We start from the raw sequence: 26,898 nt of genomic DNA, 5'->3' as shown, positions 1-26,898 counted from the left end.
AACTTCCATGCACGCCCCTTCAACCTCGTGCTGCACTGCGCAAGTCGATTGCGGTGCTCCGCGCTGAATGCGCGCCAGGCCTAGAGCCCCATGCAGCAACGGTTCCCACGTGAAACCCGCACTCACGCCATGTAAACGTTTACTGCCTGTCGCATTCGTTGCGGCGCAGCAACGAAAGTGTCACGAACTCGTTGACATCGTTGTCAGCGCGGTTACAGACTCCGCCCCAATCGCTGCCCCCGATCCCGGGGCCAGCCCCACCTGCAGCAGGAGCCCGCGTGACCGCCAGCCACCCCGCCCCGTCGCATGTCCTGTCCCGCGTCGCGCCCTCGTTCCTGGCCGCGGACGTCGGTGGCACCCATGTGCGCGTGGCCCGGGTCCAGGCCAGCGGTGACACCGCCCATCCGGTGCAGGTGCTGGAATACCGCAAGTACCGCAACGCCGACCATGCCGGCCTCAGCGCGATCCTGTCCGACTTCCTCGGCGAAGGCCCGCGGCCCACGCATTGTGTGGTCGCCAGCGCCGGCTACGCCCGCGAGGACGGCACGGTGATCACCGCCAACCTGCCGTGGCCGCTGTCGGCACGCCAGGTGGAGGCCGATGTCGGCCTGCAGCGGGTCTACATCGTCAATGACTTCGAAGCGGTGGCCTATGCCGCCGCGCAGGTGGACGCCAGTGGCGTGCTGCACCTGTGCGGGCCGGACACCGCTGCGCGTGGCCCGACCCTGGTGGTCGGTCCCGGCACCGGCCTCGGCGCCGCGCTGTGGATCCCCACTGCGCACGGCCCGGTGGTGCTGCCGACGGAAGCCGGCCAGCCGACCCTGGCCGCCAGCACCGAACTGGAAATGGCCATCGTCCGCCACATGCAGCGCGACCGCGCGCACGTGTCGATCGAGCATGCGATCTCCGGCCCGGGCCTGATGAACCTGTACCGCGCGGTGTGCGCGCTGCAGGGGCAGGCACCGACGCTGGCCAGCCCCGATGCGGTCACCGCCGCCGCCATGGCCGATACCGATGCGCACGCGCGCCAGGCGCTGGATGTGTTCTGCGGCCTGCTCGGCAGCACCATCGGCGACATGGCCCTGTTCTATGGTGCCCACGGTGGCGTCTACCTGGCCGGCGGCATCCTGCCGCAGATCCGCGAATACCTGCACGCCAGCACCTTCGTCGAACGCTACCTGCAGAAGGGGCCGATGGGCGAAGCACTGGCACGCATCCCGGTGAAGGTCGTCGAACACGGCCAGCTGGGCGTGGTCGGCGCTGCCAGCTGGTACCTGCAGCAGCAGTCGGCCGCCTGACACCGCAACAGGCTTCAACGCAATCGCAGCACGTAGTACGTGGCACGCCAACGCACGGGACTTCGCCGCCGCCCCGCGCATGTCATCGCAACCGTTATCGAACACCGCCGCCGGCATCCAATCGAGTGATGAGGAGAGACATCATGAATACCCGCAAGACCCTGCTTTCGGCCGCCATCGTCAGCTGCATCGCCTTCAGTGCGCACGCGCAGCAGGCTGCCCCGACCGCCACCGACCTGGACACCGTGACCGTTACCGGCATCCGTGGTTCGATGGAAAAATCGCTGGACACCAAGCGCGAAGCCAATGCGCGCGTGGAAGTGGTCACCGCCGAGGACGTGGGCAAGCTGCCGGCGCACAACGTCGCCGACACCCTGCAGCGCCTGCCGGGCGTCAACATCAGCTCGTCCAGCGCCGATGAAGGCGGTTTCGACGAAGCCGACCGTGTCAGCCTGCGCGGCACCAGCCCGAGCCTGACCCAGACCCTGATCAACGGCCACACCGTCGGTTCGGCCGACTGGTTCGTGCTCAGCCAGGGCAACAACGTCGGCCGTAGCGTCAGCTACTCGCTGCTGCCGTCCGAACTGGTCAGCTCGGTGGAAGTGAACAAGTCCTCGCAGGCCAAGCTGCAGGACGGCGGCACCACCGGTACCGTCAACATCATCACCCGCAAGCCACTGGAATTCTCCAAGCCGTTCACCGCGGAAGGCTCGATCGGCCTGGTGCGCTCGGACCAGGCCAAGTCGAACGACCCGCAATATTCGGCGCTGTTCAACTACAAGAACGACGAAGGCACCTTCGGCGTGATGGTGCAGGGCTTCAGCCAGAAGCGCGAACTGCGCCGTGAAGCGCAGGAAATCCCGGGTGGCTTCTTCAAGATCGGCGCAAACGATCCGGTCGCCAGGACCAATCCGGACCTGATCGGCGTCAACGTTCCGGGCCTGCTGGGTTCGACCCTGTTCGAACAGACCCGCGAGCGCAAGGGCGGCCTGGTCTCGCTGCAGTTCAAGCCGAGCGACAGCCTCACCCTCGGCCTCAATGGTTTCAGCTCCGAGCTGAAGGCGAACAACTACAACCGCAACTTCATGATGTTCGGCAACAGCTTCGCCAAGTCGCAGGCGCCGGATCCGGGCTATGTGGTCAAGGACGGCGTGCTGACCAACGCCAACTACAAGGGCGTGCCCGGCACCGACTATGCGGTGTACGACATGATCTACCGCGAGTCGAAGGCCAAGTCGAGCTATGTCACCTTCGATGCCGACTGGCAGATCAGCGACAGCCTGACCGCCAAGTTCCAGGCCGGCAGCACCAAGGGTACCGGCGAGACGCCGCGCCAGTACATCGCCGAGGTCACCCTGGCCAACGGCGGCGGCGCCAGCTGGGCTACCCACGGCAATGGCTCGCCGATCGACTGGAACGTCGGCGGCGACATCTCGCCCAACGGCGTGACCAGCTTCGGCACCTGGGGCAACCAGCAGGTCACCGCTGAAGACAAGGAGAAGTGGGCCACGCTCGACTTCAACCAGTACTTCAACGATGGCGGCGTGCTGAGCTCGATCGACTTCGGCCTGCGTTTCGCCGACCACAAGCGCGAAGCGCTGTCGCCGGAAGGTGCAACCCCGGGTGACATCTGGAGCGCGCTGAAGAACGGTGCGACGGCCAACTATCCCAGCGGCTTTGCCGGTGACATCGGCGGCACCTTCCCGCGCAACCTCTGGTACTTCACCCCGGGCGCGCTGAAGGACGCGGTGACCAACAACTCCACCTGGCTGGCCGGCAATGATGGCCCGACCGGTCGCCACAACTATGGCGCCGAGTGGAAGGTGAAGGAAAAGAACTTCGCCGGCTACGTGCAGGCCAACTTCCGCGGCGACTGGTGGAGCGGCAACGTCGGCCTGCGCTACGTCAACATCAAGCAGGACATCGACACCTACAACGCCGTCAGCAAGGCCGCCGATGCCGATGTCAGCAGCCTGTTCGGCATGTGGGAGCGCCTGGCCTTCCAGAACAAGCGCAACCGCGTATTGCCCAGCGCCAACATCAAGTTCGACCTGGACGACTCGCTGGTGCTGCGCGTCGCCGCCTCGCAGACCCAGACCCTGCCGGACTACTCGGCACTGGGTGCCTCCTCGTACGGTTCGGACCTGAACCGCACCGGCGGCGGTGGCAATCCGAACCTCAAGCCGACCCTGTCGACCAACCTGGACGCCAACCTGGAGTGGTACTTCATGCCGCGCGGCCTGCTGTCGGTGGGCGCGTACCACATGAACCTGAAGGACTACATCGCCTTCGACGTGGTCTCGCGCCAGCTGTACAGCGAACTGACCAACCAGCTTGAGACCTACCAGATCTCCACCCCGATCAATGCGGACGGCAAGGTCACCGGCGTGGAAGTGGCCTACGAACAGCCGATCGGCGAGTACTTCGGCGTCAATGCCAATTACACCTACGCCAACGGCACCACCTCGCACACCTGGTCGGACGGCTCGCACAACCTGCTGGGCACCTCGAAGAACACCTACAACGTGGGTGCCTACTTCGAGAACGAGCGCTTTGGCGCCCGCGTCAGCTATACCCGCCGTTCCTCGTTCCTGATCAGCCTGTCGGGCACCAATCCGTACTACCAGGATGACTTCGGCACGCTGTCGGCGTCGCTGAGCTACAAGGCCACCGACTGGCTGAGCATCACCCTGGATGGCCTGAACCTCAACAACCCGACCTACAAGTACTACCAGACCGCGGCCATCCCGACCTCGTTCTACAGCAACGGTCGCCAGTACTACCTCAACTTCCGCTTCAAGTACTGATCCAGCGGCGGCAACATCGCCGAGTCGTGCACGCACGCCGGGCCTGGGTCATTCCGGGCCCGGCGTTTTTCATGTATAGCGTTCATCGCACCGTTCCAAGGAGTCGTACCGATGGTCAAGCCTTCCCGCGCCCGGATGCGCAGCGCAGTGCTGCTGGGCAGCCTGCTCGCCCTGTTGCCGGCACTGCCGGCACTTGCCACCGACCCCATGCCGGCCGCTGAGGCACCCGGCCCGCAGCTGCGTGCCGGCAGCCTGATGCTGATTCCCGCCCCCAGCAATGTGCAGCCTGGCCAGGGCAGCGGCATCACCGTGCGCGCCGATACCGTGCTGCAGGCCGAAGGCGAGGCCGCACAGCGCGTCGCCAGCCAGTTCGCCGACCTGCTGGCGCGCAGTGGCGGCCCGCGCCTGGGGCTGGCCAAGGGCAAGGCGGCGGCCAGGACCGGTGGCATCCGCTTCCAGATCGTGCCCACCTTCCGCGACAGCGGCGAGGGCTACACGCTGGAAAGCACCGCACAGGGCGTAGTGGTACAGGCCGGCAACGAAACCGGCCTGTTCTACGGCGCAACCACCCTCGCCCAGCTCGCCACCGGCGGCAGCAACGGCGTGCTGCCAGCGGTGCAGATCCAGGACGCGCCACGCTTCAGCTGGCGCGGTTTCATGCTCGACTCGGCGCGGCATTTCCAGAGCCTGGACGAGATCAAGCGCGTGCTCGACGCAATGGCCGCGCACAAGCTCAACACCTTCCATTGGCACCTGACCGATGACCAGGGTTGGCGCATGGAGATCAAGCGCTATCCGAAGCTGACCGGAGTGGGCAGCTGCCGCCTGCCGGCCGGCGACGGTGGCATCGATCCGGTCACTGGCAAGGAGCATCCGTATTGCGGCTTCTACACGCAGGACCAGATCCGCGAAGTGATTGCCTATGCCGCGAAGCTGCATATCCAGGTGATTCCGGAAATCGATGTGCCGGGGCACGCGACCGCAGCGATTGCCGCATACCCGGAACTGGGTTCGATCAATACCCCGCTGAAGCCGATCAGCGAATGGGGCGTGTTCCCGAACCTGTTCAACGTGGAAGACAGTACTGTCACCTTCCTCGAGAACGTACTGGAGGAAGTGATCGAACTGTTCCCGGCCAAGTACGTGCACGTCGGCGGCGACGAGGCGGTCAAGGACCAGTGGGAAGCCTCCAGGCAGGTCCAGCAGCGCATGCGTGCGCTGGGCATCAAGGATGAAATGGCCATGCAGAGCCACATCATCAAGCGCCTGGAGACCTTCCTGGAGGAGCACGACCGGCGCCTGATCGGCTGGGATGAAATCCTCGAAGGCGGGCTGCCGCCGCAGGCCACGGTGATGTCCTGGCAGGGCACCGAAGGTGGCCTGGCCGCGGCCAGTGCTGGCCATGACGTGGTCATGTCGCCCGTGGGCTACCTCTATCTGGATTACCTGCAGACGGCCTCGCCGAACGAACCGCCGGGCCGCCCGGCCCAGGTCAACCTCGGCAAGCTGTACAACTTCGAGCCCGTGCCGGCCGAGCTGGCCGCTGACAAGCGCGGGCACATCCTCGGCCTGCAGGCCAACATGTTCACCGAACACACGCGCACCTATGCGCGCCTGCAGCACAACCTGTTCCCGCGCCTGGCCGCGGTGGCCGAGACCGGCTGGAGCACGCCGGAACATCGCGACTTCCGCGATTTCCTCGCGCGCCTGCCCGCGCAGCTGCAACGCTACCGCGCCTGGGGCCTGGCCTACGCGCAGACCCCGTTCGAAGTGGGCGTGGACTACACCGACAACCGCGCCGCCAACACGGTGACCGTGTCGCTGGCCAACCCGCTGGGCTATGAAGTGCGCTACAGCACCGATGGCCAGCCGGTGACGGCGCAGTCGCCGCTGTACCGGCAGCCGCTGACCAGTACGCTGCCGACCACGGTGCAGGCCGCCGCGTTCTACCAGGGCCAGATGCTGGCGGCGAAGCCGACGGTCGCGGACTTCAGTGCGCAATCGCTGCTCAGCCGCCGCAGTGACGAACTGCTCAGCTGCGTAGGCAAGAAGGGGCTGGTGCTGCGCCTGGAAGACGATGGCCCGCGCGAGGGAAACCGCGCAGTGTTCAACGTGGACATCTTCCAGCCATGCTGGCGCTGGCCACAGGCACAGCTGGACGGCATCGGCAGCGTGGAAGTCCGCGCGGGGCGTATTCCGTACTACTTCCAGCTGGCCCACGACGAGCCCAAGCGTCGCTTCGAGAAGGCCAAGCGTGCGCATGGCGAGATGCTGGTGCGTCGCGGCGACTGCAGCGGCAAGGTGCTGGCCGAAGTGCCGCTGCCGGCCACGCCGGATGCCGATGGCTTCGTGACGCTGCGTGCGACGCTGCCGAAGGGCTCCCAGGGCACCGGTGACCTGTGCATCAACTTCACCGGCGACACGCGCCCGGCGATGTGGGTGCTGGATGAGGTCACGCTGGGGAAGTGACCCCAAGCCTGTCCTGGCGCAATCGATCCACGCATGGCGTGGATCTACTGTAGAGCCGAGCCCATGCTCGGCTGCCTTTGGGAGATCGATCCACGCATGGCGTGGATCTACTGTAGAGCCGAGCCCATGCTCGGCTGCCTTTGGGAGGAAGCCGAGCATGGGCTCGGCTCTACAGGAACTTTACCCGCGCCAGCGCAGCAGCAGATCGCGCAGCGGGGTCAGTGCCGTAGCCAGGCCGGCCAGCACGCCGATCGTGTTGGCCAGCGCGTCCATCGGATCGGCCATGCGGTCATCGGTCAATGCGCCCTGCGCGAACTCGATGCCGATCCCCATCAGCACCAGGCCCACGCCCACACACAGCAGCGGACGTCCGTGCCGGAACAGCTGTACCGCGCTGCCAGCCAGGATGAAATAGGCGAGGAAGTGCTCACCCTTGTCGCCGTTTTCCGGCAACGGAATCGGTGGCGGTGGGATCAGGCAGACCACGATCACCAGCAACACCGCGCTGAACCACAGTGCGGTCCACAGCCGCGGCCGCCGCAGTGGCTTGATCAGCGGCAGCGCATCGTTCACAGGCGCCAGCTCAGGTCACCCAGCTCGAAGGCGGGCTCGAAGTCGACGCCGCGCTGCAGGCCGATCGCCTGGAAGCGCTCCCCCATCTCGGTCGGCAGGGTCAGCTTCTTCACCTGGTCGCGCAGCTGGATGCGGCCGACTTCATCGGTGCGCTCCTCGGCCAGCGACAGCACCTGGTCCAGGCCGTTGCCGAGCAGGAAGCTGGCCTGGCTGCAGTAGCCCGCCAGCTCGAAACCGCCGTGCATGCCGGCCTCGGCCATCGCGGTGAAATCCACCGACGCGGTGATGTCCTGCAGCCCCGGCCAGCGGTGCACGTCGTTGTGCACGTGGTGGCGGTAGAACGCGCGTACGGTGCCCTCATCGCGGTCGTGCTGGTAGAACTCGCCACGGTTGTAACCGTAGTCGATGAACAGCATCGCACCGCGCTGCAGGCCGCCCGCCACCGCCTGCAACCAGTACGGCAGCTGCGGCAGCACCTCGGAACGGTAGCCCTCGGCGAAGGGGCGCTCCAGGTAGCGCTCGATGTGGCGCACCGCACCGTTGAGCAGGATGTCGGCCGGCTGCGCACCACGGATGAAGTTGCCTTCGGCGTCCAGTTCCACGGTTTCCTCGTAGACCTCGCCATCCCGGATCAGGAAGCGCGGCGTCGGCAGCGCGTCGATCACTTCGTTGGCAAACACCACGCCCTCCCAGTCCTCTTCGAACGGGCGATCGACCCAGTCCACGCGTGCGGCCAGCTCGGCCGGCAGGTTCTGCTGCAGGCGCTGTTGCTGGCGCTCGCGCAGGTCGGCGCTGGGTTCGAGGATGGCGTAGCGCGACGGCAGCGCGTCCAGCTCGGCCAGGCGCAGCAGCACCGCTTCGGCGAAGGCGCCGGTACCACCGCCCAGTTCCAGCATCCGCGCCTGCGTACCCAGCTGGGCGAACACCGGCGCCAGCGCGTTGGCCACGCTGCCGGCGAACAGGCTGCCGAGCTCGGGCGCGGTGGTGAAGTCGCCACTGCCGCCGAATTTGCTGGCGCCGGCGCTGTAATAGCCCCAGCCGGGGGTGTACAGGCACAGCTCCATGAAGCGGGAGAACGGCATTGCCCCGCCCTGCGCAAGGATTTCGGCGCGCAGGGCAGCGGCCAGCTGGTCGCTGTGGGCCAGGGCATCGGCTTCGGGCAGGGGGAAGGTGGGCTGCATGGCGTCTTCGAATGCGGTGACAATGGTGCACAGGATAGCCGAGCCTTGGAGGACCCTCGATGAGCGATACCCACCCCGTGGTCCTGATCACCGGCAGCGCGCGCCGGATCGGTGCGGCCATCGCCCGCCAGTTCCACGCCTGTGGCTGGTCGGTGGTGCTGCACGCAAACACCTCCAGCGCCGAGCTGCAGCAGGCTGCGTTCGATTTCGACAACGTGCGCCCGGGCAGCGTGCTGGCCCTGCAGGCCGACCTGCGTGACGCCGACGCCCTGGCCGATCTGGTCGAACAGGCCGTCACCCACTTCGGCCGCCTGGACGCGCTGGTCAACAACGCCTCCAACTTCTTCCCCACCCCGCTCGGCCAGGTCACCGCCGAGGCGATGGACGCGCTGTATGCGGTCAATGCACGCGCGCCGCTGCTGCTGTCACAGGCGGCAGCGCCCTACCTGCGCCGCCAGCAGGGCTGCATCGTCAACCTCACCGACCTGCACGGCACCGACCCGATGCGTGACCACATCGCCTACACCATGGCCAAGGCCGCGCTGGAGATGGCAACGCGCGCGCTGGCGCTGGAGCTGGCGCCGAAGGTGCGGGTCAATGCAGTAGCGCCGGGTGCGATCCTGTGGCCGGAACAGGACAAGGATGATTTCGCCCGCGAGGCGCTGCTGGCACGCACGCCTTTGGCGCGGATCGGCACCGTCGAGGAGATCGCCGAGGCGGTGTACTGGCTGGTGGCCGAGGCCAGCTTCGTCACCGGCCACACCCTGCGCGTGGATGGCGGGCGTACGGTCAGCTGAAAGGTTGCCGGGGTCCACAACGGGGTCAGATCCCTTTTCCCGGCGGGAAAAGGGATCTGACCCCGTCACTCCAGATCCACCACCTCGAACGCCTCGCCAAACTGCGGGTGCGCGCGCCACAGCGTGGCCAGGTCCTGCCCGCTGACCGGGTCGATGAAGCCCGGCGCGATGTCGGCCAGCGGCTTCAGCACGAACGCGTGCTTCAGCTCCGGCCGCGGGATGCGCAGGTGCCCCGGGCCTTCCAGCACCAGGTCGCCATAGAACACCACGTCGATGTCCAGGGTCCGGTCGGAGAAGCGCGGCCCGCTGCGGTCGCGACCGTGCGCGTCTTCCAGCGCGTGCAGCCAGTCGTCCAGCTCCTGCAGCGGCAGATCGGTCTCGATCGCCACCGCATTGTTGAGGAAGGCCGGGCCATCGAAGCCGACCGCGGCGGTACGGTAGGCCGGCGATACCTGCAGCGCGCCGAAGCGCTCGCGCAGGGCCGCCACCGCGGCGTGGAGGTAGCGGCGGGGCTGGACATTGCTGCCCAGGCTCAGGAGCACGGTCGTCATGCGGTTCAGGTGGCAGCAATGGGGGCGTGGACATGCCGTCGTCACGGCGGCCTGCCTACAATCCGGGATGCACATGATAGGGCACCGACATGACCTATTGCGTTGGAATCGAGGTGGACGAGGGCCTGGTCTTCGCTGCCGACACCCGGACCAATGCCTCGCTGGACGATGTGCGCGTGCACCGCAAGCTGCACGTGTTCGAGTATCCCGGCCAGGCAGCCTACGTGCTGATGGCGGCTGGCAACCTGGCCACCACCCAGCTGCTGGTGTCGCGTCTGGGCCGCGACGCCGCAGAGCGGCGCGTGCCCAACCTGCGCGACATGCCCCACCTGTTCGAAGCCGCCGAGTACGTCGGCCAGCTGCTGGTGGACAGCCAGGTGCACACCAACCACAGCGAACATGGCCACGATGGGGTCAATACCCAGGCCACGCTGATCTTCGGCGGGCAGATCGCCGGCGAGCGCCCCGGGCTGTACATGATCTATCCGCTCGGCAACGCCATCGCCGCCTCGCCGGAGACGCCCTACCTGCAGATCGGTGAATCCAAGTACGGCAAGCCGATCCTCGACCGCATCCTCAGCCCGGCCACGCGCCTGGAGGATGCCGCACGCACGGCGATCGTCTCGTTGGACTCCACCATCCGTTCCAACCTGTCAGTGGGCCTGCCGATCGACCTGGCGCTGCTGCGCGACGGCGAACTGCGCATCGGCCAGCAGCTGCGGCTGGGTGCGGATTCCACGCTGTATGCGGACATCCACCAGAACTGGTCGCGGCGGCTGGAACAGGCAGTGGACGCCCTGCCGCGCTTCCCCTGGGAAACCAACGGACGGTAGTGCCGGCCGCTGGCCGGCAACCGCGTTGATCCCACCACACAGGGATGCCGGCCAGCGGCCGGCACTACCGCGACATCAGCCCAGCGCTTCGGACACCGCGCGGAACACCTGCTGCATCTGCAGCGGCTTGCGCAGCACGTGCACCTGCACGCCAGCGGGAAATGCATCGGCCGCCACCTCCACCGCTGCGTCTTCCAGCACCAGCGCCGGGCCGCGATAGCCCAGCGTGGCCATCTCGCCCAGCAGCTGGCTGGCCGGCAACAACTTCGAGCCGGCGTCGGCAATCACCAGCGCCGGCATTGCCTCCTGCTGCATCCAGCGCAGCGCCGCCGGGCCATCGGAGGCCAGCTGCAGCTGATATCCCTGGCTTGACAGCGCATTGCCGAGCAACGACAGGCGCGTGGCCTCGCCATCGACCACCAGGATCGACTGGCCACTGCCCAGGGCCACCAGCTGCTCGATCGGCTCACTGCCGTCGCTGGCTTCGTGCATCGGCAAGTGCAGTTCGAAGCAGGTGCCCTGCCCCGGCTGGCTGCTGACATGGATGCTGCCGCCGGCACCTTCGACGATGCGCTTGCAGGAAATCAGGCCCAGGCCGGTGCCGTCGGCCTTGGTGGTGAAGAACGGATTGAACAGGTGCGACAGCGTGTCTGCATCCATGCCGATGCCTTCATCGGCCACGCAGATCCGCATCCAGTCCACGCCATCGCGCTGGCCGGCATGGCTGGCGGTCAGGCTCAGGCGACCGCCGTTGGGCATCGCCTGGATCGCGTTGAGCGCCAGGTTCAACATCACCTGCTGCAGCTCGGTGTAGTTGGCATCGACCACCAGGCCTTCGTCCTGCACCTGCAGTTCCAGGCGCACGGCATCGGGCACGTTGCTGCGCAACAGCAGTGCAACCGCATCGAACAGGCCATCGATCTCGATGCGCTCGCTCGGCTTGCGCGAACCGCGCACAAACGACAGCATCGATTCGGCCATCTCATGGCCACGGCGACCGCACTCGGCGATGACATCGGCCAGGTGGTGCAGCTGCGGATCCTCGGTGCGCGCCTTCAGCAGGTCCGGCATGATCAGCAATGGCTGCAGGATGTTGCGCAGGTCATGGCTGAGGCCGGCAGCAAGCAGCGACAGGCTTTCCAGGCGCTGCGCGCGCATCAGCTCGGTTTCCACCCGTGCACGCTCCACCGCGCTGCGTGCATCGCGGATCGCACGCGCCACCGCCGACGGCAGGCGCGCCGGCAGGTGCTTGATGATGTAGTCATTGGCGCCCTTCTGCAGCGCCGCCACCGCGTTCTCCTCACCCATCGTGCCGGAGACGAAGATGAAGGGCACGTCCGGCGAGGTCTCGCGCACGATGCGCAGCGCGTCATCACCGGAGAACCCCGGCATGCTCAGGTCGGACAGCACGATGTCCGGCTGGAACGCAGCCAGTGCCTGGCGCAGTTCCGCCTCGCTCTCGACACGCTCGAAGCGGGCGTCCAGGCCCGCGTCGAGCATCTGTTCGGACATCAGCTCGGCATCCTCTGGTGAGTCTTCCACCAGCAGGATGCGCAGCGCCCCCAGGGCGGGACCGGTCAGGGGCATGGGCTCACTCGAGTTCCGGTGCCTGGTTGATCAACGCCCAGAACTTGCCCAGGGTCTGCACCGCGCCGAAGAACTGGTCCACGTCCACCGGCTTGACCACGTAGGCGTTCACGCCCATGTCCCAGCTGCGGGCCAGATCGCTTTCCTCGCGCGAGGACGACAGGATCACCACCGGCAGGCGCTTGAGTTCTTCGTGCTCGCGGATCTGCCGAAGCACTTCGAGGCCATCCATGCGCGGCATCTTGATGTCCAGCAGCAGCACCGCCGGCAGGCCTTCCTCGCGATTGGCGAAGGCGCCGCGGCGCAGCAGGTAGTCCATCACTTCCACGCCGTCTTCGACGTGCACGATGGGATTGGCCAGACGCGCCTCTTCCAGGGCATCGATCGCCATTTCGGCATCCGCCGGGCTGTCTTCGGCGAGAAGAATGGTGCGCAGAGTGGTCATGCAGAAGGCCCTTGTTTGTCCGCGTCGATCGCGGGAGGCAGGTAGAAGTGGAAGGTGGCGCCGACGTCCGGTTCGGCCTCGGCCCAGATACGGCCGCCATGGCGGGTCAGCACGCGGCGCACGCTGGCCAGGCCGATGCCGGTACCCGGGTAGTCGCTGGCCTTGTGCAGGCGCTGGAATACACCAAACAGCTTGCCGGCGTAGGCCATGTCAAAGCCTGCACCATTGTCGCTGACCGTGAACTGATGGCCGCCATCGGGCTGCGGCTGGTAGTCCACGCGGATCTTCGCCGGCTCGCGGTTGCCCGAGTACTTCACCGCGTTGCCGAGCAGGTTCAGCCAGACCTGGCGGATCATGTTCTCGTCGCCCACCACGATCGGCAGCGGCGCGATGCTCCACTCCACGTGGTGCGCATGGCCGCTGTTCTCGGCCTCGGCCTGCAGGTTGGCATCGAGCATGGCGCGGGTATCGGCCACCAGCGACTGCATGTCCACCGCCTGCTGGCGCATCGCCGCGCGGCCCAGCCGCGAATAGACCAGCAGGTCGTCGATCAGCGCCGCCATGCGCCGGGCCGAACTGGAGATCACCTCCAGGTAATGCCGGCTCTTGTCATCGGCGGCGTCGCCGAGGTGGCGCGACAGCTTGTCGGAGAATCCGGCCACGTGGCGAAGCGGCGCACGCAGGTCATGCGAAACCGAGTAGCTGAAGGCTTCCAGCTCGCGGTTGACCTCGGACACCTGCGCGACCTTGCCCTCCAGCTGGCGGTTCAGCTCTTCCACGCGCAGCTGCACTGCGCGCTGCATGGTGACGTCGCTGATGGTCAGCAGCACCACTTCGTCATCGGTGTCGGGCAGCGGCATGCGCCGTGCGTTGAGCAGCATATAGCGCACCATGCCAACGGCGGTACGCTGCTCATGCTCGAAGTCCCAGAGTTCGCGGCCACGCGACAGCACATCGGCCAGGCGCTGGCGCACCACCGGATCCCGCCAGGCGCCGTCGCCGATGTTTTCCAGCAGCAGGCCATCGGCGCGCTCGTCCTGCAGGTCATACAGTTCGGCGAACGCCGGGTTGTGCAGCTGCACGCGCAGGTCGCGGTCGAGCAGCACGATCGGTTCGCGCACGGTCTGCAGCACCGACGCCGCGCGTGCGGCCGAGCGCAGCGATTGCCGTTCCGCATGCAGGCGGCGGCCGATCTGCCGCTGCAGCAGCCACAGCACCAGGCCGAGCAGGGCCAGCTGGATCGCCAGCGAACTCCACGACACCAGTTCGGTCTGCTTGCGCTGGCGCGCGGCCTGCTGGGCGCGCAGTGCCAGCAGATTCTGCTCGCTGGCCTGCAGCTCCTCCACCAGGCCACGGATCGGATAACGCGTGCTCAGGTCCTGCACCAGCTCACGCTGGTCGGAGTTCGGTTCGGACCGGGCCAGCTCGCGGGCAAGCGCCATGCGGCCTTCGAGCATCGATTCGATCCGACCAATGCGGATCAGCTGATCGGGATTGTCGCGCGTCATCCGGCCCAGTTCGGCCAGGCGCCCGGGGATATCGTTGGCCTTGGCCATCCGCTCGCGCAGGCCGGGCGCATCCACGCCCTTGGACAGGGTCAGCGCGGCGGATTCGACGTCGCGCACATCGGCCTGCAGCTGTTGCAGCGCCACGCCAACGGACTGGGTGTGGTTGACCCAGGCCATCGCCTCTTCGCTGTCCTGCTGCAGTTTGCGCAGGGTCAACCACGGCACCACGATGATCGCGGCAGCCGCCAGCGCCAGGGCCGGCAACCGCCAGCGGTCCCAGATGTCGTAACTGAAAACCAGCGCCATAGTTCCTCGTCAGCACGGCCGCGGAGCGGGACCCGGGACGAGCCCGGCTGCGGCGGAACCGGCAATATAGCGCAGGCAATCACAACTCTGGAGTCCAAAGCGCGGCAGGCTGAACGGGCCCCCGCAGCCGGCCCCATACGCGAGTGGGCGCCCCCTTCGGGGCGCCCACCCTGTTCAACGGTCGGTGGATGCTCAGCGCTTGGCAGCGGCGCTGACCTTAAGCGCGGCGGCATCGACGCGGGTCACGCCCTTGATGCCCTTGGCGGTGTTGACCGCCTTGTCCTTCTCCGCCTGCGTAGCGACGGCACCGCTCAGGCTGACCACGCCGTTCACGGTTTCCACCTTGATCTCGGTGCCCGGAACGTTGCTGCTGGCCAGCAGATCGGCCTTCACCTTGGTGGTGATCCAGGTATCGGTCACCGGCTCATTGGAGTCGTGACGATCAGCATGGGTCGTCGGATGGGTGCTGGTCGGCGGGCTCTTCGCGGCCGGGTCCTTGGCGAATGCGGCCGAGGAGGACAGCGCCAGGCCCAGGGTCAGGGCGGAAGCAATCAGCGTGCGGGTGGTATTGCTCATCGTGTCGTACTCCTTCGGAATGTGCTGCCAGTCTGGACAACCCACCGTAGAGCAGGCGTGGCGTTGCGGTCATGCCGCCGTGAATCGAAACGTTTCCAATGGCAACCGTTCAGTTTTGGACGGCCAGCACCCGTCGTTTACCCTGCCCTTCCCACTGCCGGAGCCCTGCCATGCGCCCCGACCTGCAACTGGCCCTGATCGGCTACGGCCTCGCCGGCCGCGTCTTCCATGCACCGCTGATCCAGCACACCCCCGGGCTGGCGCTGCACAGCATCGTCAGTTCACAACGCGACACCCTGCTGCGGACGTTCAGCGATGTGCACGTGCGTGCCACGCCGCAGCAGGTATTCGATGATCCGGCCGTGGATGCCGTAGTGATCGCCACGCCGAACGAACAGCACGCGCCACTGGCCATCGCGGCGCTGGCGGCAGGCAAGCATGTGCTGGTCGACAAGCCGTTCGCGCTGGATGTGGCCGAAGCGGAAACGGTGCTGGCTGCGGCACGCGATGCCGGGCGCATCGCCACCGTGTTCCAGAACCGGCGTTTCGATGCCGACTTCCTCACCCTGCAGTCGCTGCTGGCCGAAGGCAGCTTGGGCGACGTGGCCGAGTGCCACGCGCACTTCGACCGTTACCGTCCGCAGGTGCGCGACCGCTGGCGCGAACAGGGCGGGCCCGGCAGTGGCCTGTGGTACGACCTCGGTCCGCACCTGCTGGACCAGATGCTGGTGCTGTTCGGCTGGCCCGAGGCAATCGATGCCGACCTGGCCGTGCAGCGCGAAGGTGGCGGCGGCATCGATTACTTCCACGCAATACTTCACTACCCACGGCATCGGGCGATCGTCCACGCCGGTTCCCTGGTGGCAGCGCAGACGCCGCACTTCAGTGTGCATGGCAGCGCCGCCAGCTGGATCAAGCACGGCCTGGACGTGCAGGAGGCGCAGCTGCGCCGCGGCGTGGCGCCGGGCGCACCAGGCTGGGGCATCGATCCGCGGCATGGTGAGCTGGTGCGCTGCGATACCGAAGACAACGTGCAACGCAGCACCGTCGACAACCTGCCCGGCGACTATCGCCGGTTGTATGCGCAGTTCGCGGCGGCGATGCACGGCGAGGGCGAAGCCACGGTCAGCCCGGTGCAGGCGCTGCAGCTGATGCGGTTGCTGCAGGCCGGCATGGACAGCGCGCGCGAAGGGCGGCGGATCGCGTTGGGGTGATCGGCAGGGCTTCGCCCTGCACCCGTGGTAGTGCCGGCCGCTGGCCGGCAACCTCAACAGCAACGGCAAAAACCGGCAATCCGTGAGATGGCAGGATGGGTCCGGTTGCGGGAGCCGGACCCACCCCGCCTTCGACAGAGTCCCGCGCCCGACGGTAGGTGTCGACCTTGGTCGACACATCGACGTGGAAGCCATCGGAGACGGCTTTTGCAGAGTCGAGCCATGCTCGACTGCCTGCATGGGGTCAGAGCCCTTTCCTACGGAAAGGGATCCGACCCCGGCTTCGTGCTTACGATTTCTTGATCGCGTGGCCACCGAATTCATTGCGCATCGCCGACAGCAGGCGGTCGGTGAACGAATTCGATTCGCGCGAGCGCAGGCGTTCCAGCAGCGACAGCGTAATCACCGGCGCCGGCACATCCAGCGCGATGGCTTCGGCCACGGTCCAGCGGCCTTCGCCGGAATCCTCCACGTACGGGGCAATGCCATCCAGCGAAGGATTGCGCTTGAGGGCTTCCGTGCTCAGGTCCAGCAGCCACGAACGCACCACGCTGCCGTGGCGCCACACCTCGGCCACCTGCGCCAGGTCCAGTTCCATCTCCTGCTTGCGCTCCATCAGCGCGAAGCCTTCGGCATAGGCCTGCATCATTCCGTACTCGATGCCGTTGTGGACCATCTTGGTGAAGTGGCCGGCACCGGACGGGCCGACGCGCCCCCAGCCACGATCTTCGGCCGGGGCCAGCGTGCGCAGCAACGGTGCGATCTGCTCCACCACCGACGCTTCGCCACCGACCATCAGGCTGTAGCCTTCCTGCAGGCCCCACACGCCACCGCTGGTGCCGCAGTCGACGTAGCCCAGATCATCCTCGGCCAGCGCCTTGGCGCGGCGGATCGAGTCCTGGTAGTTGGAGTTGCCGCCGTCGATGACGATGTCACCCTCGGCCAGGTGCGGGGTCAGCTGGCCCAGCGTCTGGTCGACGGTTTCGCCGGCCGGTACCATCAGCCACACCACGCGCGGCACCGGCAGCGCGGCCACGGCGGCGGCCAGCGAATCAACCACCTCCAGGCCGGCCTCGGCGGCGCGCTGGCGGGCGCCTTCGCCCGGGTCGTAGCCGACCACGCGGTGGCCGCCGCGATGCAGGCGCTGGGCCATGTTGGCGCCCATGCGGCCGAGGCCGATCATTGCAATATCCATTGTTTCACCTTCAGTTGGGGTCTAGGGTCAGGCTGCCTGGCCTGCCGGTAGCCGCGCAGTGGCGCAGCTGCGCCTCGCGCCAACGCCGGTAGAGCGTGGTATGCAGATTGTGCACCGCCAGGTCGATTGAAAACGGGGTTCGCGGGTTGCGATCGAGCAGGCGGGCGACGTGGTAGCCGATGGGACGTATACCGCGTGGATGCACATAGATCACGAACTGCTGGTAGAACGGATCGTCCAGCAGCTGGTCCATGCGCGCGAGCGTGTCGTGGTAGCGCGGCGCCAGCCGTGCGCGCAACTGCGGATCGCGCTCGAACAGCAGGCGCTCGAAGTAGCGCTGGCCGATGCGCGGGATGTCCTGCGCCAGTTTCCAGAGTTCGGCATTGCGCTGGTCGTACCAGGCCAGGCCGCCGTGCTGCGCCAGGGCCTGCGCAGCGCCCTCGCCCACAGTGACGACCACGAAGTTCTCGGCCTGGTTGCTCAGGTCATCCAGCGTACCGTTGTCGTACACATGTTCGATGAAGCCGGGCACACCCACGAACGCCTGCCGCCCCATCGCCGAGGTGCGCACCGCCTTGCCATCGGCGAAGAACTCGCCCGCGTGCGCGCCAAGCAGGATGCTGTCGGTGGCGTGCAGCGCGAGGAAGGTGCCGATCGACAGTTCATCCGCTGCGAACTCTGTATCGAACGCAGCATCGCCATACAGCTCGCGCTGGGTGGCCAGCTGCGCGACCTGGCGGCCGACACCGCACTCGGCGCGCACGGCACCGCTGTAGAACGCCTGCAGCGCATGGCTGTTGCCCGCACTGGGCACGAAGCCACGGCCGAAACTGCGCGTACGCTGCCAGCCCTGTGCCGGCGCGCCGCGCAGACCAAAGCCGATCCAGCCCAGTTGCGGGCCGGAGAAACGGAACGTGGCATTGCCCTGCAATGCCGAGGTCGCGCGCCGCGTGGCCGCCCCCAGCTCGAAGGCATAGGCGCAGACCGTAGCAGGGTCTTCCAGCAGCTGCTGCAGCAGTGCCTGTCGTTCGCCTGCAGGCAGATCCGCCGGCCAGCGTACGCGCAGGTCACCCGCTGCCTGTGCCGCGGCGAGCGAGGAACGCGTACACACCGGGCCCTTGTGTACCTGCGGTGCACGCAGCTCGGCATCCTCGAAGCGCCACCCCAACCGCTGCAGCAGGCCCTGCGTACAGTCCGGGGATGGCGCTGCGACGACCCACGCGGGCGCCAGCAGCAGGGCTGCAATCAGCCACCTGCCGCGCACGCTCAGCCCTGGTCCGTGACCGCCGGTGCGGGTGCGGGCTCCGGTGCCGCTGCCGGCGATGGCGACGGCTTGCCCGCCGCGGCCGGCAGGTACTGCTGCAGGCGCTGGAAGAAGCGACGATAGAACTCGGCATCGGTGACCGTGCTGCTGGCCACCTTCACCAGCGAGTCGTCGTTGCTGCCGAAGGGCAGCGATACCGAACCCAGCGCTCCCACACCGACACTGGCCGAGGTCGGGCTCTTCTTCAGCGCGTAGCGATCCTGCACTGCGCTGACGAACACCAGCGTCTGGCCGCCACGCGGGGCGCAGGAGATGCGCAGCACCAGCTGCTCATGGTCATCCTCGCGCGGCTGGAAGTTCTTGTTGCCTTCCACCTGTGCATCGTCGGAACGGGCGATGGCATAGCCCTGGCTGAGCAGCGTGCGGCGCGCCGCTTCGCAGGCTTCGCCCGGGCGCCCATCGACCGTGCGCGAGAAGGTATCGCCGGAATCGAAGGACTCGCGCAACACGGTGCTGTCGGCGGCACGGCCACCGCAGGCCGAGAGGATCAGGGCGCTGGTGAGCGCTACGGCGGCGCTGGAAAGACGGGAGGCCCGCATGGGTACTCCTGCGAGAACGGAAGCACCAAGGGTAGTCCCACCCCCGTGTGCGGCAGGTCGACATACCCTCCCACGTTGCTCCCGGTTCATGCACGAAAAAGGGGACGGAGGGAATTAAGTCGTTTGTGCCACAAACGACTTAATTCCCTCCGTCCCCTTTTACGACGAGGGGCCGGCAATGCCGGCCCCTGAGGTGTCACATGCCGTGGCCGGCTCAGTCCGCCCAGCGCCCCGCGCCGGTGGACTGCGGCAGCACTTGGGCCGACAGCGGGCGGTCATTGGCCAGCAGATTGACCGCGTCAGCGAGGATCGAGGCCGACTCGCGCAGCAGCGGGTCCGGACGCTTTTCAGCGGCCTTCTCACGGGCGGCATCCTTGACGATGTCGCGCTCGTTGCCGGTCAGGCCATCGTCGCTGCTGTCGTCGGCCAGCGGGTCCAGGGCCAGGCCCAGTTCCTTGCGCTGCACCTGGCGCTCCTTGCGCTGGGCGTCCTGGCGCTCGCGCTCGGCACGACGGGTCGCCTCGTTGAGCGAGATGTACTTCTTCGCGGCCTCGGTGCGGAACTGCTCCACGTCCTCGTTCCACCACTGGAATTCCTTGTCAGTGGCGATGCGCGCGTCGTGGCGGGTCTCCAGCTTCGGCAGCAGCGGCGCGAAGTTGCCGTACTGGGTGTGCGGCACGGCGGCGATGCGGGTCCACGGCAGGGCGTTGTCGTAGGTGCTTTCGCCGAATTCGGTGGCATCGACGCTGGCCGGGAAGGCCAGGTCCGGCACCACACCCTTGTGCTGGGTGCTGCTGCCGCTGATGCGGAAGAACTGGGCGATGGTCAGCTTGACCTGGCCGAAGCGCTGGGTCTCGCCGCTCGGCCAGCGATCGAGGTCGACGATGTTCTGCACGGTGCCCTTGCCGAAGCTGGTTTCACCGATCACCAGGCCACGGCCGTAGTCCTGGATGGCACCGGCGAAGATCTCCGAGGCCGAGGCCGAACCGCGGTTGATCAGCACCGCCAGCGGGCCATCCCACGCCACGCCCTGGTTGCGGTCGCTGTTGACGGTAACGCGGCCACCGGACTCGCGCACCTGCACCACCGGGCCCTGTTCAATGAACAGGCCGGTCAGTTCGATCGCTTCATCCAGCGAGCCCCCCCCGTTGTTGCGCAGGTCCAGCACCACGCCATCCAGCTTGTCGTTCTTGAAGCCGGCCAGCAGCTTGGCGACGTCGCGGGTGGCCGAGGCGTAGTCAGCGGCATTGCGGCGACGGCCTTCGAAGTCCTGGTAGAAGGTCGGCAGCTTGATCACGCCGATCCTGCGCGCCGGTTCGCCGTTGGCGGCCGGGATGCTCATGGTCTCGCCCTTGGCGGCCTGTTCGGCCAGGCGCACCTTCTGGCGGGTCAGGACCAGCGTGTGGTGCTTGCCGTCCACGCCCTCGGCGGCCGGGATGAATTCCAGCTTGACCTGGGTATCCTTGGCACCGCGGATCTTGGCCACGACGTCGTCGATGCGCCAGCCGATCACATCCTCGACCAGGCCGGACTTGCCCTGGCCAACGCCAACGATGCGGTCCCCCGGCTTCAGGGTGCCGTCCACTGCGGCCGGACCACCGGCGATGATCTCGCGGATCACCACCATGTCGTCCTGCCGCTGCAGCTGCGCACCGATGCCTTCCAGCGACAGCGACATCGCCTGGTTGAAGTTCTCGGCGGTGCGCGGGGTGAAGTAGTCGGTGTGCGGATCAACCGCGCTGGTGTAGGCGTTCATGAAGAACTGGAAGACGTCTTCGCCCTTCAGCTCGTTGACCGACTTCTCCAGCGTCGCGTAGCGCTTGTCCAGCGTCTTGCGGATGTCGTCCGGCTTCTTGCCGGCCAGCTTCAGGCGCAGCCAGTCGTTCTTCACCGACTTGCGCCACAGCTCATCCAGTTCGGCACTGCTGGCCGCCCACGGAACCTTCTTGCGGTCGTATTCGAAGCGCTCGTCGGTGGTGAAGTCCGGCTCCTGCTTGAGCAGCTTGCGCGCATAGGCCACGCGCTCGCCGACGCGCTGCTTGTAGACCGCGAACACCTGGAACGCCGGCTCCAGCTCGCCGCCACGGATGGCCGAAGAGATGTTGGCTTCGAACGGCGCGAAGCGCGCCACGTCGGCCTGGGTGAAGTACTGCTTGCCGCCGTCCAGGGTCTCCAGGTAGCGCTTGAACACGTCCTTGGAGGTGGCCTCGTCCAGCGCGCGCGGGCGGTAGGCGTAGCGGCTGTCGGACAACAGGCCGTACACCAGCTTGGAGGTGGTCACCTGATCGGCGGTGGCCGCCGCGGGCAATGCGGGCGAGTCGGCCTTGGCCGCCAGCGCCAGCGGCGCGACCAGCGCCAGGGCCATCAGGAATGCGGGGGCTTTGAATTTCATTGACGTGCTCGAAGGCGCCTTGCCAAGGGGGAGACTGCAGGGTGTTCAGACACCACGACAGTGCCGAAAGTTGCCGGGTTTGTCATCCGGCCGCGCTCGGTGGAAAACCAGCCTAGCCGGGCCGGTGTAGCAAATTGTGAATGCATGCAGAGCCGAGCCCATGCTCGGCTGGCCGGCAGCAAGCAGCCGAGCATGGGCTCGGCTCTGCGGCAGGCAGAGGTATGCGGACCAACGGTCCGCACCCGCCTCAGGAGATGCCGGCGCCCTTGGCCTGCACGTCAGCGTGGTACGACGAGCGCACCATCGGGCCGGACGCCACGTGGCTGAAGCCCAGCGCGTAGCCGTAGTCTTCCAGCGCCTTGTAGTCCTCGGGGGTCCAGTACTTCAGTACCGGGTGGTGATGCGCGGTCGGCTGCAGGTACTGGCCGATGGTGATCATGTCCACATCGTGCGCGCGCAGGTCGCGCATGGTGGCCTTGATCTGTTCGAAGTCTTCGCCCAGGCCCAGCATGATGCCGCTCTTGGTCGGCACGTCCGGGTGCTGTGCCTTGAAGTTCTTCAGCAGGTTCAGCGACCACTGGTAGTCCGCACCCGGGCGCACGTTGCGGTACAGGTCCGGCACGGTCTCGATGTTGTGGTTGAACACATCCGGCGGGTTCTGCGCCAGGATCTCCAGCGCGCGCTCCATGCGGCCCTTGCCACGGAAGTCCGGGGTCAGCACTTCGATGCGGGTACCCGGCGACTTTTCGCGGATGGCGGTGATGCAGTCGACGAAGTGCTGGGCACCGCCGTCACGCAGGTCATCGCGGTCGACGCTGGTCACCACCACGTACTTCAGGCCCATGTCGGCCACGGTCTGGCCGAGGCTGGCCGGTTCGTTGGCATCCGGCGGCTTCGGGCGGCCATGGGCCACGTCGCAGAACGAGCAGCGGCGGGTGCAGACCTCGCCGAGGATCATGAAGGTGGCGGTGCCATGGCCGAAGCATTCGTGGATGTTCGGGCAGCTGGCTTCCTCGCACACCGTCACCAGGCGGTTCTCGCGAAGCTTGGCCTTGAGGTTCTGCACGGCGTTGCCCGAGGGAATGCGCACGCGGATCCAGGACGGCTTGCGCAGCACCGGCGCGTCGGCGAACTGCACCGGCGAACGGTTGATCTTGTCACCGCCCAGCTGCTTGACCCCGGCCTGCAACGGCGCGGCGGACGGAGAGTCGCCCTGCACGATCTGCAGGGGAATGGAACGGGCGGTGGTTTCAGTCATGGCAGTTCCGGGGGGCGGTCAGGCGGCCGCAGAAAGATCGGGCAGTTCCGGCGTGTGCTGCAGCAGCAGGCCGAACTGGCGGGCCAGGTGGTCCAGCAGCACCGGCTTGACGGCATCCAGCCCGGAGGGGCCGCCCAAGTCTACCACCGAGGTCACCTGCAACCCCTGATAGCCACAGGGGTTGATGCGGTGGAAGGGTTCCAGGTCCATGGCCACGTTGAAGGCCAGGCCATGGAAGGTGCAGCCGCGGCGCACGCGGATGCCAAGCGCAGCGATCTTGGCGCCACCGACGTAGACGCCCGGGGCGCCCTCGCGGCGTTCGGCGCCGATGTTCCACTCGGCCAGGGTATCGATGAGGGCCTGCTCGATGCGGCACACGTAGTCGCGCACACCGATGCCCAGCCGCGGCAGGCGCAACAGCGGGTAGACCACGATCTGGCCGGGCCCGTGATAGGTCACCTGGCCGCCACGGTCCACGTGCAGCACGGGGATGTCACCCGGCGCCAGCACGTGCTCATCCTTGCCGGCCTGGCCCAGGGTGAACACCGGATCGTGCTCGACTACCCACAGTTCGTCGGCGTCGGCGTCGCTGCGCTGGTCGGTGAAGCGCTGCATGGCGCGCCACACCGGCTCGTACGCCTGGCGGCCGAGGTCGCGGACCACCGCCGGACGCGGTGCGCGGTCTTCCGGGGCGGCTTCGGCCGGGCAGCTGTCGGCTACAGCGTCCACTTCACTTCCGGGTGGTCGCGCAGCGCCTGGTGCGCCAGGTCGTACTGCTCGCGGCTCTCGGCCTTGAACACGATGCGCACGGACACGTACTTGCCGTTGGACGAATGCTTCCAGCTGATGCGTTCGTTCACCACATCGATGCCGGCAGCCAGCAGCAGACGGGGAAGCTCATGCTCCAGGCCGCGGTTGGCCGGGCCCATGGCGCTGAGCTCGAACTGGCCGGGGAACTGGAAGCCGTGGTCGGGGTTGTCGGACTTGATTTCCATGGCCCCATTATCGGGCCGCAGGGCAACAAACCCAAGAGTATTCATCAACGTCAAAGACAGCACTGGCGGCCTGCTGCGTTGCAGCTGGCCCAAAAGCGCGGGCGGAGAGCCCAACGGCAGCTGACTGGTTCTTTCGGCCCCTCACTGACCGGGGCATCGTGCGCGCGGCCTGCAGTCGCCTTCACGCCAGGCCTGCGGCGCGTGCGCGGGTAACGAATTGTGTCCGCCGGACAATGTTGTTTTCGGAACAGACAAGTGATCCCAGCGTGCTCGTTCCGGCGCGCGGGCACGAGTACCGTAGCGTTGCAGAAAACGACAGAAAACCGCCCCCTTCCCCATGAGCATTCCATCCATGCGTAGTGTCGCAGCCCTCGGGCTGGCCGGCCTGCTGGCCTCTGCCCTCCCCTTTGCCGCCCAGGCGGCCGAACAATGTGGCCCGGACGCGATGCGCGATCACCCGCCGCAGGTCAATTTCCGCGTCGACAACGACCTGTTCGGCGGCCGCCACCAGGACCAGGGCTATACCAACGGTGCGCTGTTGACCCTGGTCTCGCCCAATCTGGTCGATTACACCGACGACCCGTGCCTTCCACGCATGGCGCGCTGGGTGAACCAGTACCTGGAAGGCCTGCATCCGGGCAGGTTCGAACAGCAGAACATGATCTTCAGCATCGGCCAGGGCATCTTCACCCCGACCGATTTCAGCCGCAGGGACCTGATCGAGGACGACCGCCCTTACGCGGGCGTACTGATCGCAAACTTCGGTTTCAATGCGCGCAGCGGCGACCGCCTGCAGACCACCCAGCTGACGTTGGGCGTAGTTGGCCCGTGGGCACAGGGCAAGCAGGTGCAGAATGCCGTGCACGAAGTGCTGGGCGACGAGAAATTCAAGGGCTGGGACAACCAGCTGCACAACGAGCCGCTGTTCATGCTGACCCATGAGCGCATGCGCCGCTGGCCGGGTGATGCCAGCATCAATGCCGACGGCTGGGGTTGGGACGCGATCAGCCACTACGGCGGCTCGATCGGCAACCTGGAAACCAAGGCCAACCTCGGCGGTGAAGTGCGCTTCGGCTGGAAGCTGCCGGACGACTTCGGCAGCACGCCGTTGCGCCCGGCCGGTGAGAACACGGCACCGACCCGCAGCGGCCGTCCCAATGGCTGGTCCTGGCACCTGTTCGCGACCTCGGACGCGGCCTGGGTGATCCGCGACATCACGCTGGATGGCAACACGTTCCGCAACAGTCACAGCGTGGACAAGCGCCATGTGGTGGCCTACGGCGGCTATGGCGTGGCCGTGATGTACGGACGCTGGAAGTTCGCCGCTGCGCGTTACCACAGCACGCGAGAGTTCAACGGCCAGCGCCAATCGCCGGTGTTCGGCAGTTTCACCATCAGCCGCTCGCTGTAGGCGAGGGGCTGAGGGTGAAGCGGGTAGGTGCCGACCGTTGGTCGGCACACCGGTTACCGCATCGCTCGCTGCAAGTCAGGCGCTGCAGGTGGTGCCGGCCGCTGGCCGGCTGCCGGCAGTTCCGGATGAGTTGCTGGGGAGCCGGCCAGCGGCCGGCACGACCCGCATCCGGGTGGGCTCATGCGGAGCCGGCCAGCGGCCGGCACGACCCGCATCCGGATGGGCTCATGCGGAGCCGGCCAGCGGCCGGCTCTACCCCCCGCGTGCGGGGGGAAGCGGCCTTCCGAAACAGAAAAGGCCGGCATTTGCCGGCCTTTTCGTTCACCACGCCAAGGCGTGGATCATTCCGATTCCCACCACATCCAGAAGCTGTCCCACAGGCGCTTGAAGAAGCCGGCCTGCTCGACGGCGGCCACGGCCACCAGCGGTGCCTCGGCGATGACCTTGCCATCCAGCGTGACCTTCACGGTGCCGATCTGCTGGCCGGCAGTGAACGGTGCTTCCAGGGTCTTGGGCACGTCGATGCTCGGCTTCAGGTCGTTGTAGCGGCCGCGCGGCACGCTCACCAGCATCGGCTGGGCCACGCCCAGCTGTACCTTGTCGGTGGTGCCCTTCCAGACCTTGTGCTCGGCCACGGCCTTGCCCGGTTCGTACAGGCGGTGGGTCTCGAAGAAGCGGAAGCCCCAGTTCAGCAGGGCCAGGCTGTCGTCGGCACGCTGCTTCTCCGACGCACCACCCAGCACTACGGCGATCAGGCGCTGGTCGCCACGCTGGGCCGAGCTCATCAGGCAGTAGCCGGCTTCGGACGTGTGGCCGGTCTTGATGCCATCCACGCTGCCATCGCGCCACAGCAGCAGGTTGCGGTTCGGCTGCTTGATGTTGCCGACCTGGAATTCCTTGATCTTGTTATACGCGTAGGTTTCCGGGTAATCACGCACCATCGCGCGGCCCAGCAGCGCCAGGTCGTAGGCGGTGCTGTGGTGGCCCTGTGCGGTCAGGCCGTGGGCGTTGACGAAGTGCGAGTCCTTCATGCCGATCTTGGCGGCGTAGCTGTTCATCAGCGACGCAAAGGCCTCTTCGCTGCCGGCCACATGCTCGGCCAGGGCGATCGCGGCGTCATTGCCGGACTGGATCGCCATGCCCTTTTCCATGTCTTCCAGGCGTGCGGTCTGGTTGACCGGGAAGCCGCTGTAGCTGCCGTCGGTACCGGCGCCACCTTCGCGCCAAGCGCGCTCGCTCATCATCACCTGGTCATCTGCACGGACCTTGCCGTTCTTGACCTCGGCGGCAACCACGTACGACGTCATCACCTTGGTGATGCTGGCCGGGGCCAGCTGCTCGTGGATGTTCTCGCCGGCCAGCACCTGGCCGGTGGCGTAGTCCATCAGGACCCAGGCCTTGGACACGCTCGGGGCCGGGGCCGGCGGGGTCGCGACGGTGGCCGGGGCGGCAGCGGCGGCGGCAGGCGCCGGCGTGGCCGGGGTCGGCAGCGGCGTCTGGGCGGAAGCCAGGCCCACCACCAGGGTGGCGGCCAGGGCGGTGGCGGCGGAACGGAAATTCATTGGACAGCAGGCTCCAGGGGACGGCCGGGAATGGAGGGTGGAACGTAACGGCCATTGTAAGGCCGGGGGAGCCTGGG

At 67.0% G+C, this 26,898-nt stretch carries 22 protein-coding genes; 7 read left to right on the top strand and 15 right to left on the bottom strand.

Annotation, left to right across the window (positions count from 1 at the left end; translation table 11 throughout):
• Nucleotides 1-278 precede the first annotated feature (278 nt).
• From AC5P8R_RS01470 to AC5P8R_RS01460, 3 genes are all read left to right on the top strand, one after another.
• Nucleotides 279-1,298 carry a glucokinase family protein gene (locus AC5P8R_RS01470; RefSeq protein ID WP_100450617.1) on the top strand — a complete coding sequence of 340 codons (1,020 nt, stop codon included), beginning with the start codon at nt 279-281 and terminating at the stop codon, nt 1,296-1,298.
• A gap of 143 nt (nt 1,299-1,441) precedes the next feature.
• Complete coding sequence (locus tag AC5P8R_RS01465; protein ID WP_046432541.1) at nt 1,442-4,105, top strand: TonB-dependent receptor; 2,664 nt, start codon at nt 1,442-1,444, stop codon at nt 4,103-4,105.
• Between the two features lie 111 nt (nt 4,106-4,216).
• Nucleotides 4,217-6,574: a family 20 glycosylhydrolase gene (locus AC5P8R_RS01460; RefSeq protein ID WP_180835158.1), complete on the top strand. Its 2,358-nt coding sequence runs from the start codon at nt 4,217-4,219 to the stop codon at nt 6,572-6,574.
• 180 nt (nt 6,575-6,754) lie between these two features.
• On the opposite strand, the gene AC5P8R_RS01455 is transcribed toward AC5P8R_RS01460, so the two are convergent.
• Both AC5P8R_RS01455 and AC5P8R_RS01450 read right to left on the bottom strand, forming a co-directional pair.
• Nucleotides 6,755-7,147 (bottom strand): VanZ family protein, encoded by a 393-nt coding sequence (locus tag AC5P8R_RS01455; RefSeq protein WP_046432545.1) that lies wholly within the window; start codon nt 7,145-7,147, stop codon nt 6,755-6,757.
• Nucleotides 7,144-8,328 (bottom strand): class I SAM-dependent methyltransferase, encoded by a 1,185-nt coding sequence (locus AC5P8R_RS01450; RefSeq protein WP_014648426.1) that lies wholly within the window; start codon nt 8,326-8,328, stop codon nt 7,144-7,146. Before AC5P8R_RS01450 ends, AC5P8R_RS01455 begins: the two co-directional genes overlap by 4 nt.
• Before the next feature lie 59 nt (nt 8,329-8,387).
• Between AC5P8R_RS01450 and AC5P8R_RS01445 the strand changes: the two genes are divergently transcribed.
• Nucleotides 8,388-9,125: a pteridine reductase gene (locus AC5P8R_RS01445; protein ID WP_197621864.1), complete on the top strand. Its 738-nt coding sequence runs from the start codon at nt 8,388-8,390 to the stop codon at nt 9,123-9,125.
• A gap of 65 nt (nt 9,126-9,190) precedes the next feature.
• Here the strand turns inward: AC5P8R_RS01445 and folK are convergent, their stop codons facing one another.
• A complete protein-coding gene (folK, locus tag AC5P8R_RS01440) occupies nt 9,191-9,676 on the bottom strand; it encodes a 2-amino-4-hydroxy-6-hydroxymethyldihydropteridine diphosphokinase (protein ID WP_014648428.1) in 486 nt (161 codons plus the stop codon).
• A gap of 89 nt (nt 9,677-9,765) precedes the next feature.
• Here folK and AC5P8R_RS01435 point away from each other — a divergent pair, with 89 nt between their 5' ends.
• Nucleotides 9,766-10,509: a proteasome-type protease gene (locus tag AC5P8R_RS01435; protein ID WP_046432549.1), complete on the top strand. Its 744-nt coding sequence runs from the start codon at nt 9,766-9,768 to the stop codon at nt 10,507-10,509.
• A gap of 75 nt (nt 10,510-10,584) precedes the next feature.
• Here AC5P8R_RS01435 and AC5P8R_RS01430 read toward each other — a convergent pair whose 3' ends face one another.
• The 4 genes from AC5P8R_RS01430 to AC5P8R_RS01415 form a co-directional block, all read right to left on the bottom strand.
• Nucleotides 10,585-12,096: an ATP-binding response regulator gene (locus AC5P8R_RS01430; RefSeq protein WP_046432552.1), complete on the bottom strand. Its 1,512-nt coding sequence runs from the start codon at nt 12,094-12,096 to the stop codon at nt 10,585-10,587.
• Nucleotides 12,097-12,100: 4 nt separating this feature from the next.
• On the bottom strand, nt 12,101-12,541 hold the full coding sequence (locus tag AC5P8R_RS01425; protein ID WP_005411057.1) for a response regulator: 441 nt from the start codon (nt 12,539-12,541) through the stop codon (nt 12,101-12,103).
• Complete coding sequence (locus AC5P8R_RS01420) at nt 12,538-14,355, bottom strand: sensor histidine kinase (RefSeq protein ID WP_495222930.1); 1,818 nt, start codon at nt 14,353-14,355, stop codon at nt 12,538-12,540. Before AC5P8R_RS01420 ends, AC5P8R_RS01425 begins: the two co-directional genes overlap by 4 nt.
• A 192-nt stretch (nt 14,356-14,547) precedes the next feature.
• Nucleotides 14,548-14,931, bottom strand: coding sequence for a BON domain-containing protein (locus tag AC5P8R_RS01415; protein WP_014648433.1), 384 nt, complete (start codon nt 14,929-14,931; stop codon nt 14,548-14,550).
• Between the two features lie 170 nt (nt 14,932-15,101).
• Between AC5P8R_RS01415 and AC5P8R_RS01410 the strand changes: the two genes are divergently transcribed.
• Complete coding sequence (locus tag AC5P8R_RS01410) at nt 15,102-16,145, top strand: oxidoreductase (protein ID WP_241884193.1); 1,044 nt, start codon at nt 15,102-15,104, stop codon at nt 16,143-16,145.
• A gap of 289 nt (nt 16,146-16,434) precedes the next feature.
• On the opposite strand, the gene gnd is transcribed toward AC5P8R_RS01410, so the two are convergent.
• The 7 genes from gnd to AC5P8R_RS01375 all read right to left on the bottom strand — a co-directional run bounded on the left by gnd (nt 16,435) and on the right by AC5P8R_RS01375 (nt 23,848).
• Nucleotides 16,435-17,340 carry a phosphogluconate dehydrogenase (NAD(+)-dependent, decarboxylating) gene (gene gnd / locus AC5P8R_RS01405; RefSeq protein WP_014648435.1) on the bottom strand — a complete coding sequence of 302 codons (906 nt, stop codon included), beginning with the start codon at nt 17,338-17,340 and terminating at the stop codon, nt 16,435-16,437.
• A gap of 10 nt (nt 17,341-17,350) precedes the next feature.
• A complete protein-coding gene (locus AC5P8R_RS01400; protein ID WP_014648436.1) occupies nt 17,351-18,604 on the bottom strand; it encodes a hypothetical protein in 1,254 nt (417 codons plus the stop codon).
• 2 nt (nt 18,605-18,606) lie between these two features.
• Nucleotides 18,607-19,203 (bottom strand): DUF2242 domain-containing protein, encoded by a 597-nt coding sequence (locus tag AC5P8R_RS01395; RefSeq protein ID WP_032960208.1) that lies wholly within the window; start codon nt 19,201-19,203, stop codon nt 18,607-18,609.
• A gap of 214 nt (nt 19,204-19,417) precedes the next feature.
• A complete protein-coding gene (locus AC5P8R_RS01390; protein WP_014648438.1) occupies nt 19,418-21,595 on the bottom strand; it encodes a carboxy terminal-processing peptidase in 2,178 nt (725 codons plus the stop codon).
• 247 nt (nt 21,596-21,842) lie between these two features.
• Nucleotides 21,843-22,853 (bottom strand): lipoyl synthase, encoded by a 1,011-nt coding sequence (gene lipA, locus AC5P8R_RS01385; protein WP_032960206.1) that lies wholly within the window; start codon nt 22,851-22,853, stop codon nt 21,843-21,845.
• An 18-nt stretch (nt 22,854-22,871) separates the two neighbouring features.
• The gene (gene lipB / locus AC5P8R_RS01380) at nt 22,872-23,582 is read right to left on the bottom strand and encodes a lipoyl(octanoyl) transferase LipB (protein WP_014648440.1); all 711 of its coding nucleotides are present in this window, start codon (nt 23,580-23,582) and stop codon (nt 22,872-22,874) included.
• Nucleotides 23,570-23,848 carry a YbeD family protein gene (locus tag AC5P8R_RS01375; RefSeq protein WP_005411067.1) on the bottom strand — a complete coding sequence of 93 codons (279 nt, stop codon included), beginning with the start codon at nt 23,846-23,848 and terminating at the stop codon, nt 23,570-23,572. Before AC5P8R_RS01375 ends, lipB begins: the two co-directional genes overlap by 13 nt.
• Before the next feature lie 352 nt (nt 23,849-24,200).
• On the opposite strand from AC5P8R_RS01375, the gene AC5P8R_RS01370 reads away from it, so the two are divergent.
• Nucleotides 24,201-25,259: a lipid A deacylase LpxR family protein gene (locus AC5P8R_RS01370; protein ID WP_080281880.1), complete on the top strand. Its 1,059-nt coding sequence runs from the start codon at nt 24,201-24,203 to the stop codon at nt 25,257-25,259.
• Between the two features lie 341 nt (nt 25,260-25,600).
• Here the strand turns inward: AC5P8R_RS01370 and AC5P8R_RS01365 are convergent, their stop codons facing one another.
• Entirely contained in the window at nt 25,601-26,821 is a 1,221-nt protein-coding gene (locus tag AC5P8R_RS01365; protein WP_014648443.1) for a D-alanyl-D-alanine carboxypeptidase family protein, read from the bottom strand.
• Nucleotides 26,822-26,898 lie beyond the last annotated feature (77 nt).

Source organism: Stenotrophomonas sp. YJH_SMC_73, assembly GCF_059370155.1.
This window is presented reverse-complemented; position numbering and strand designations above follow the sequence as displayed.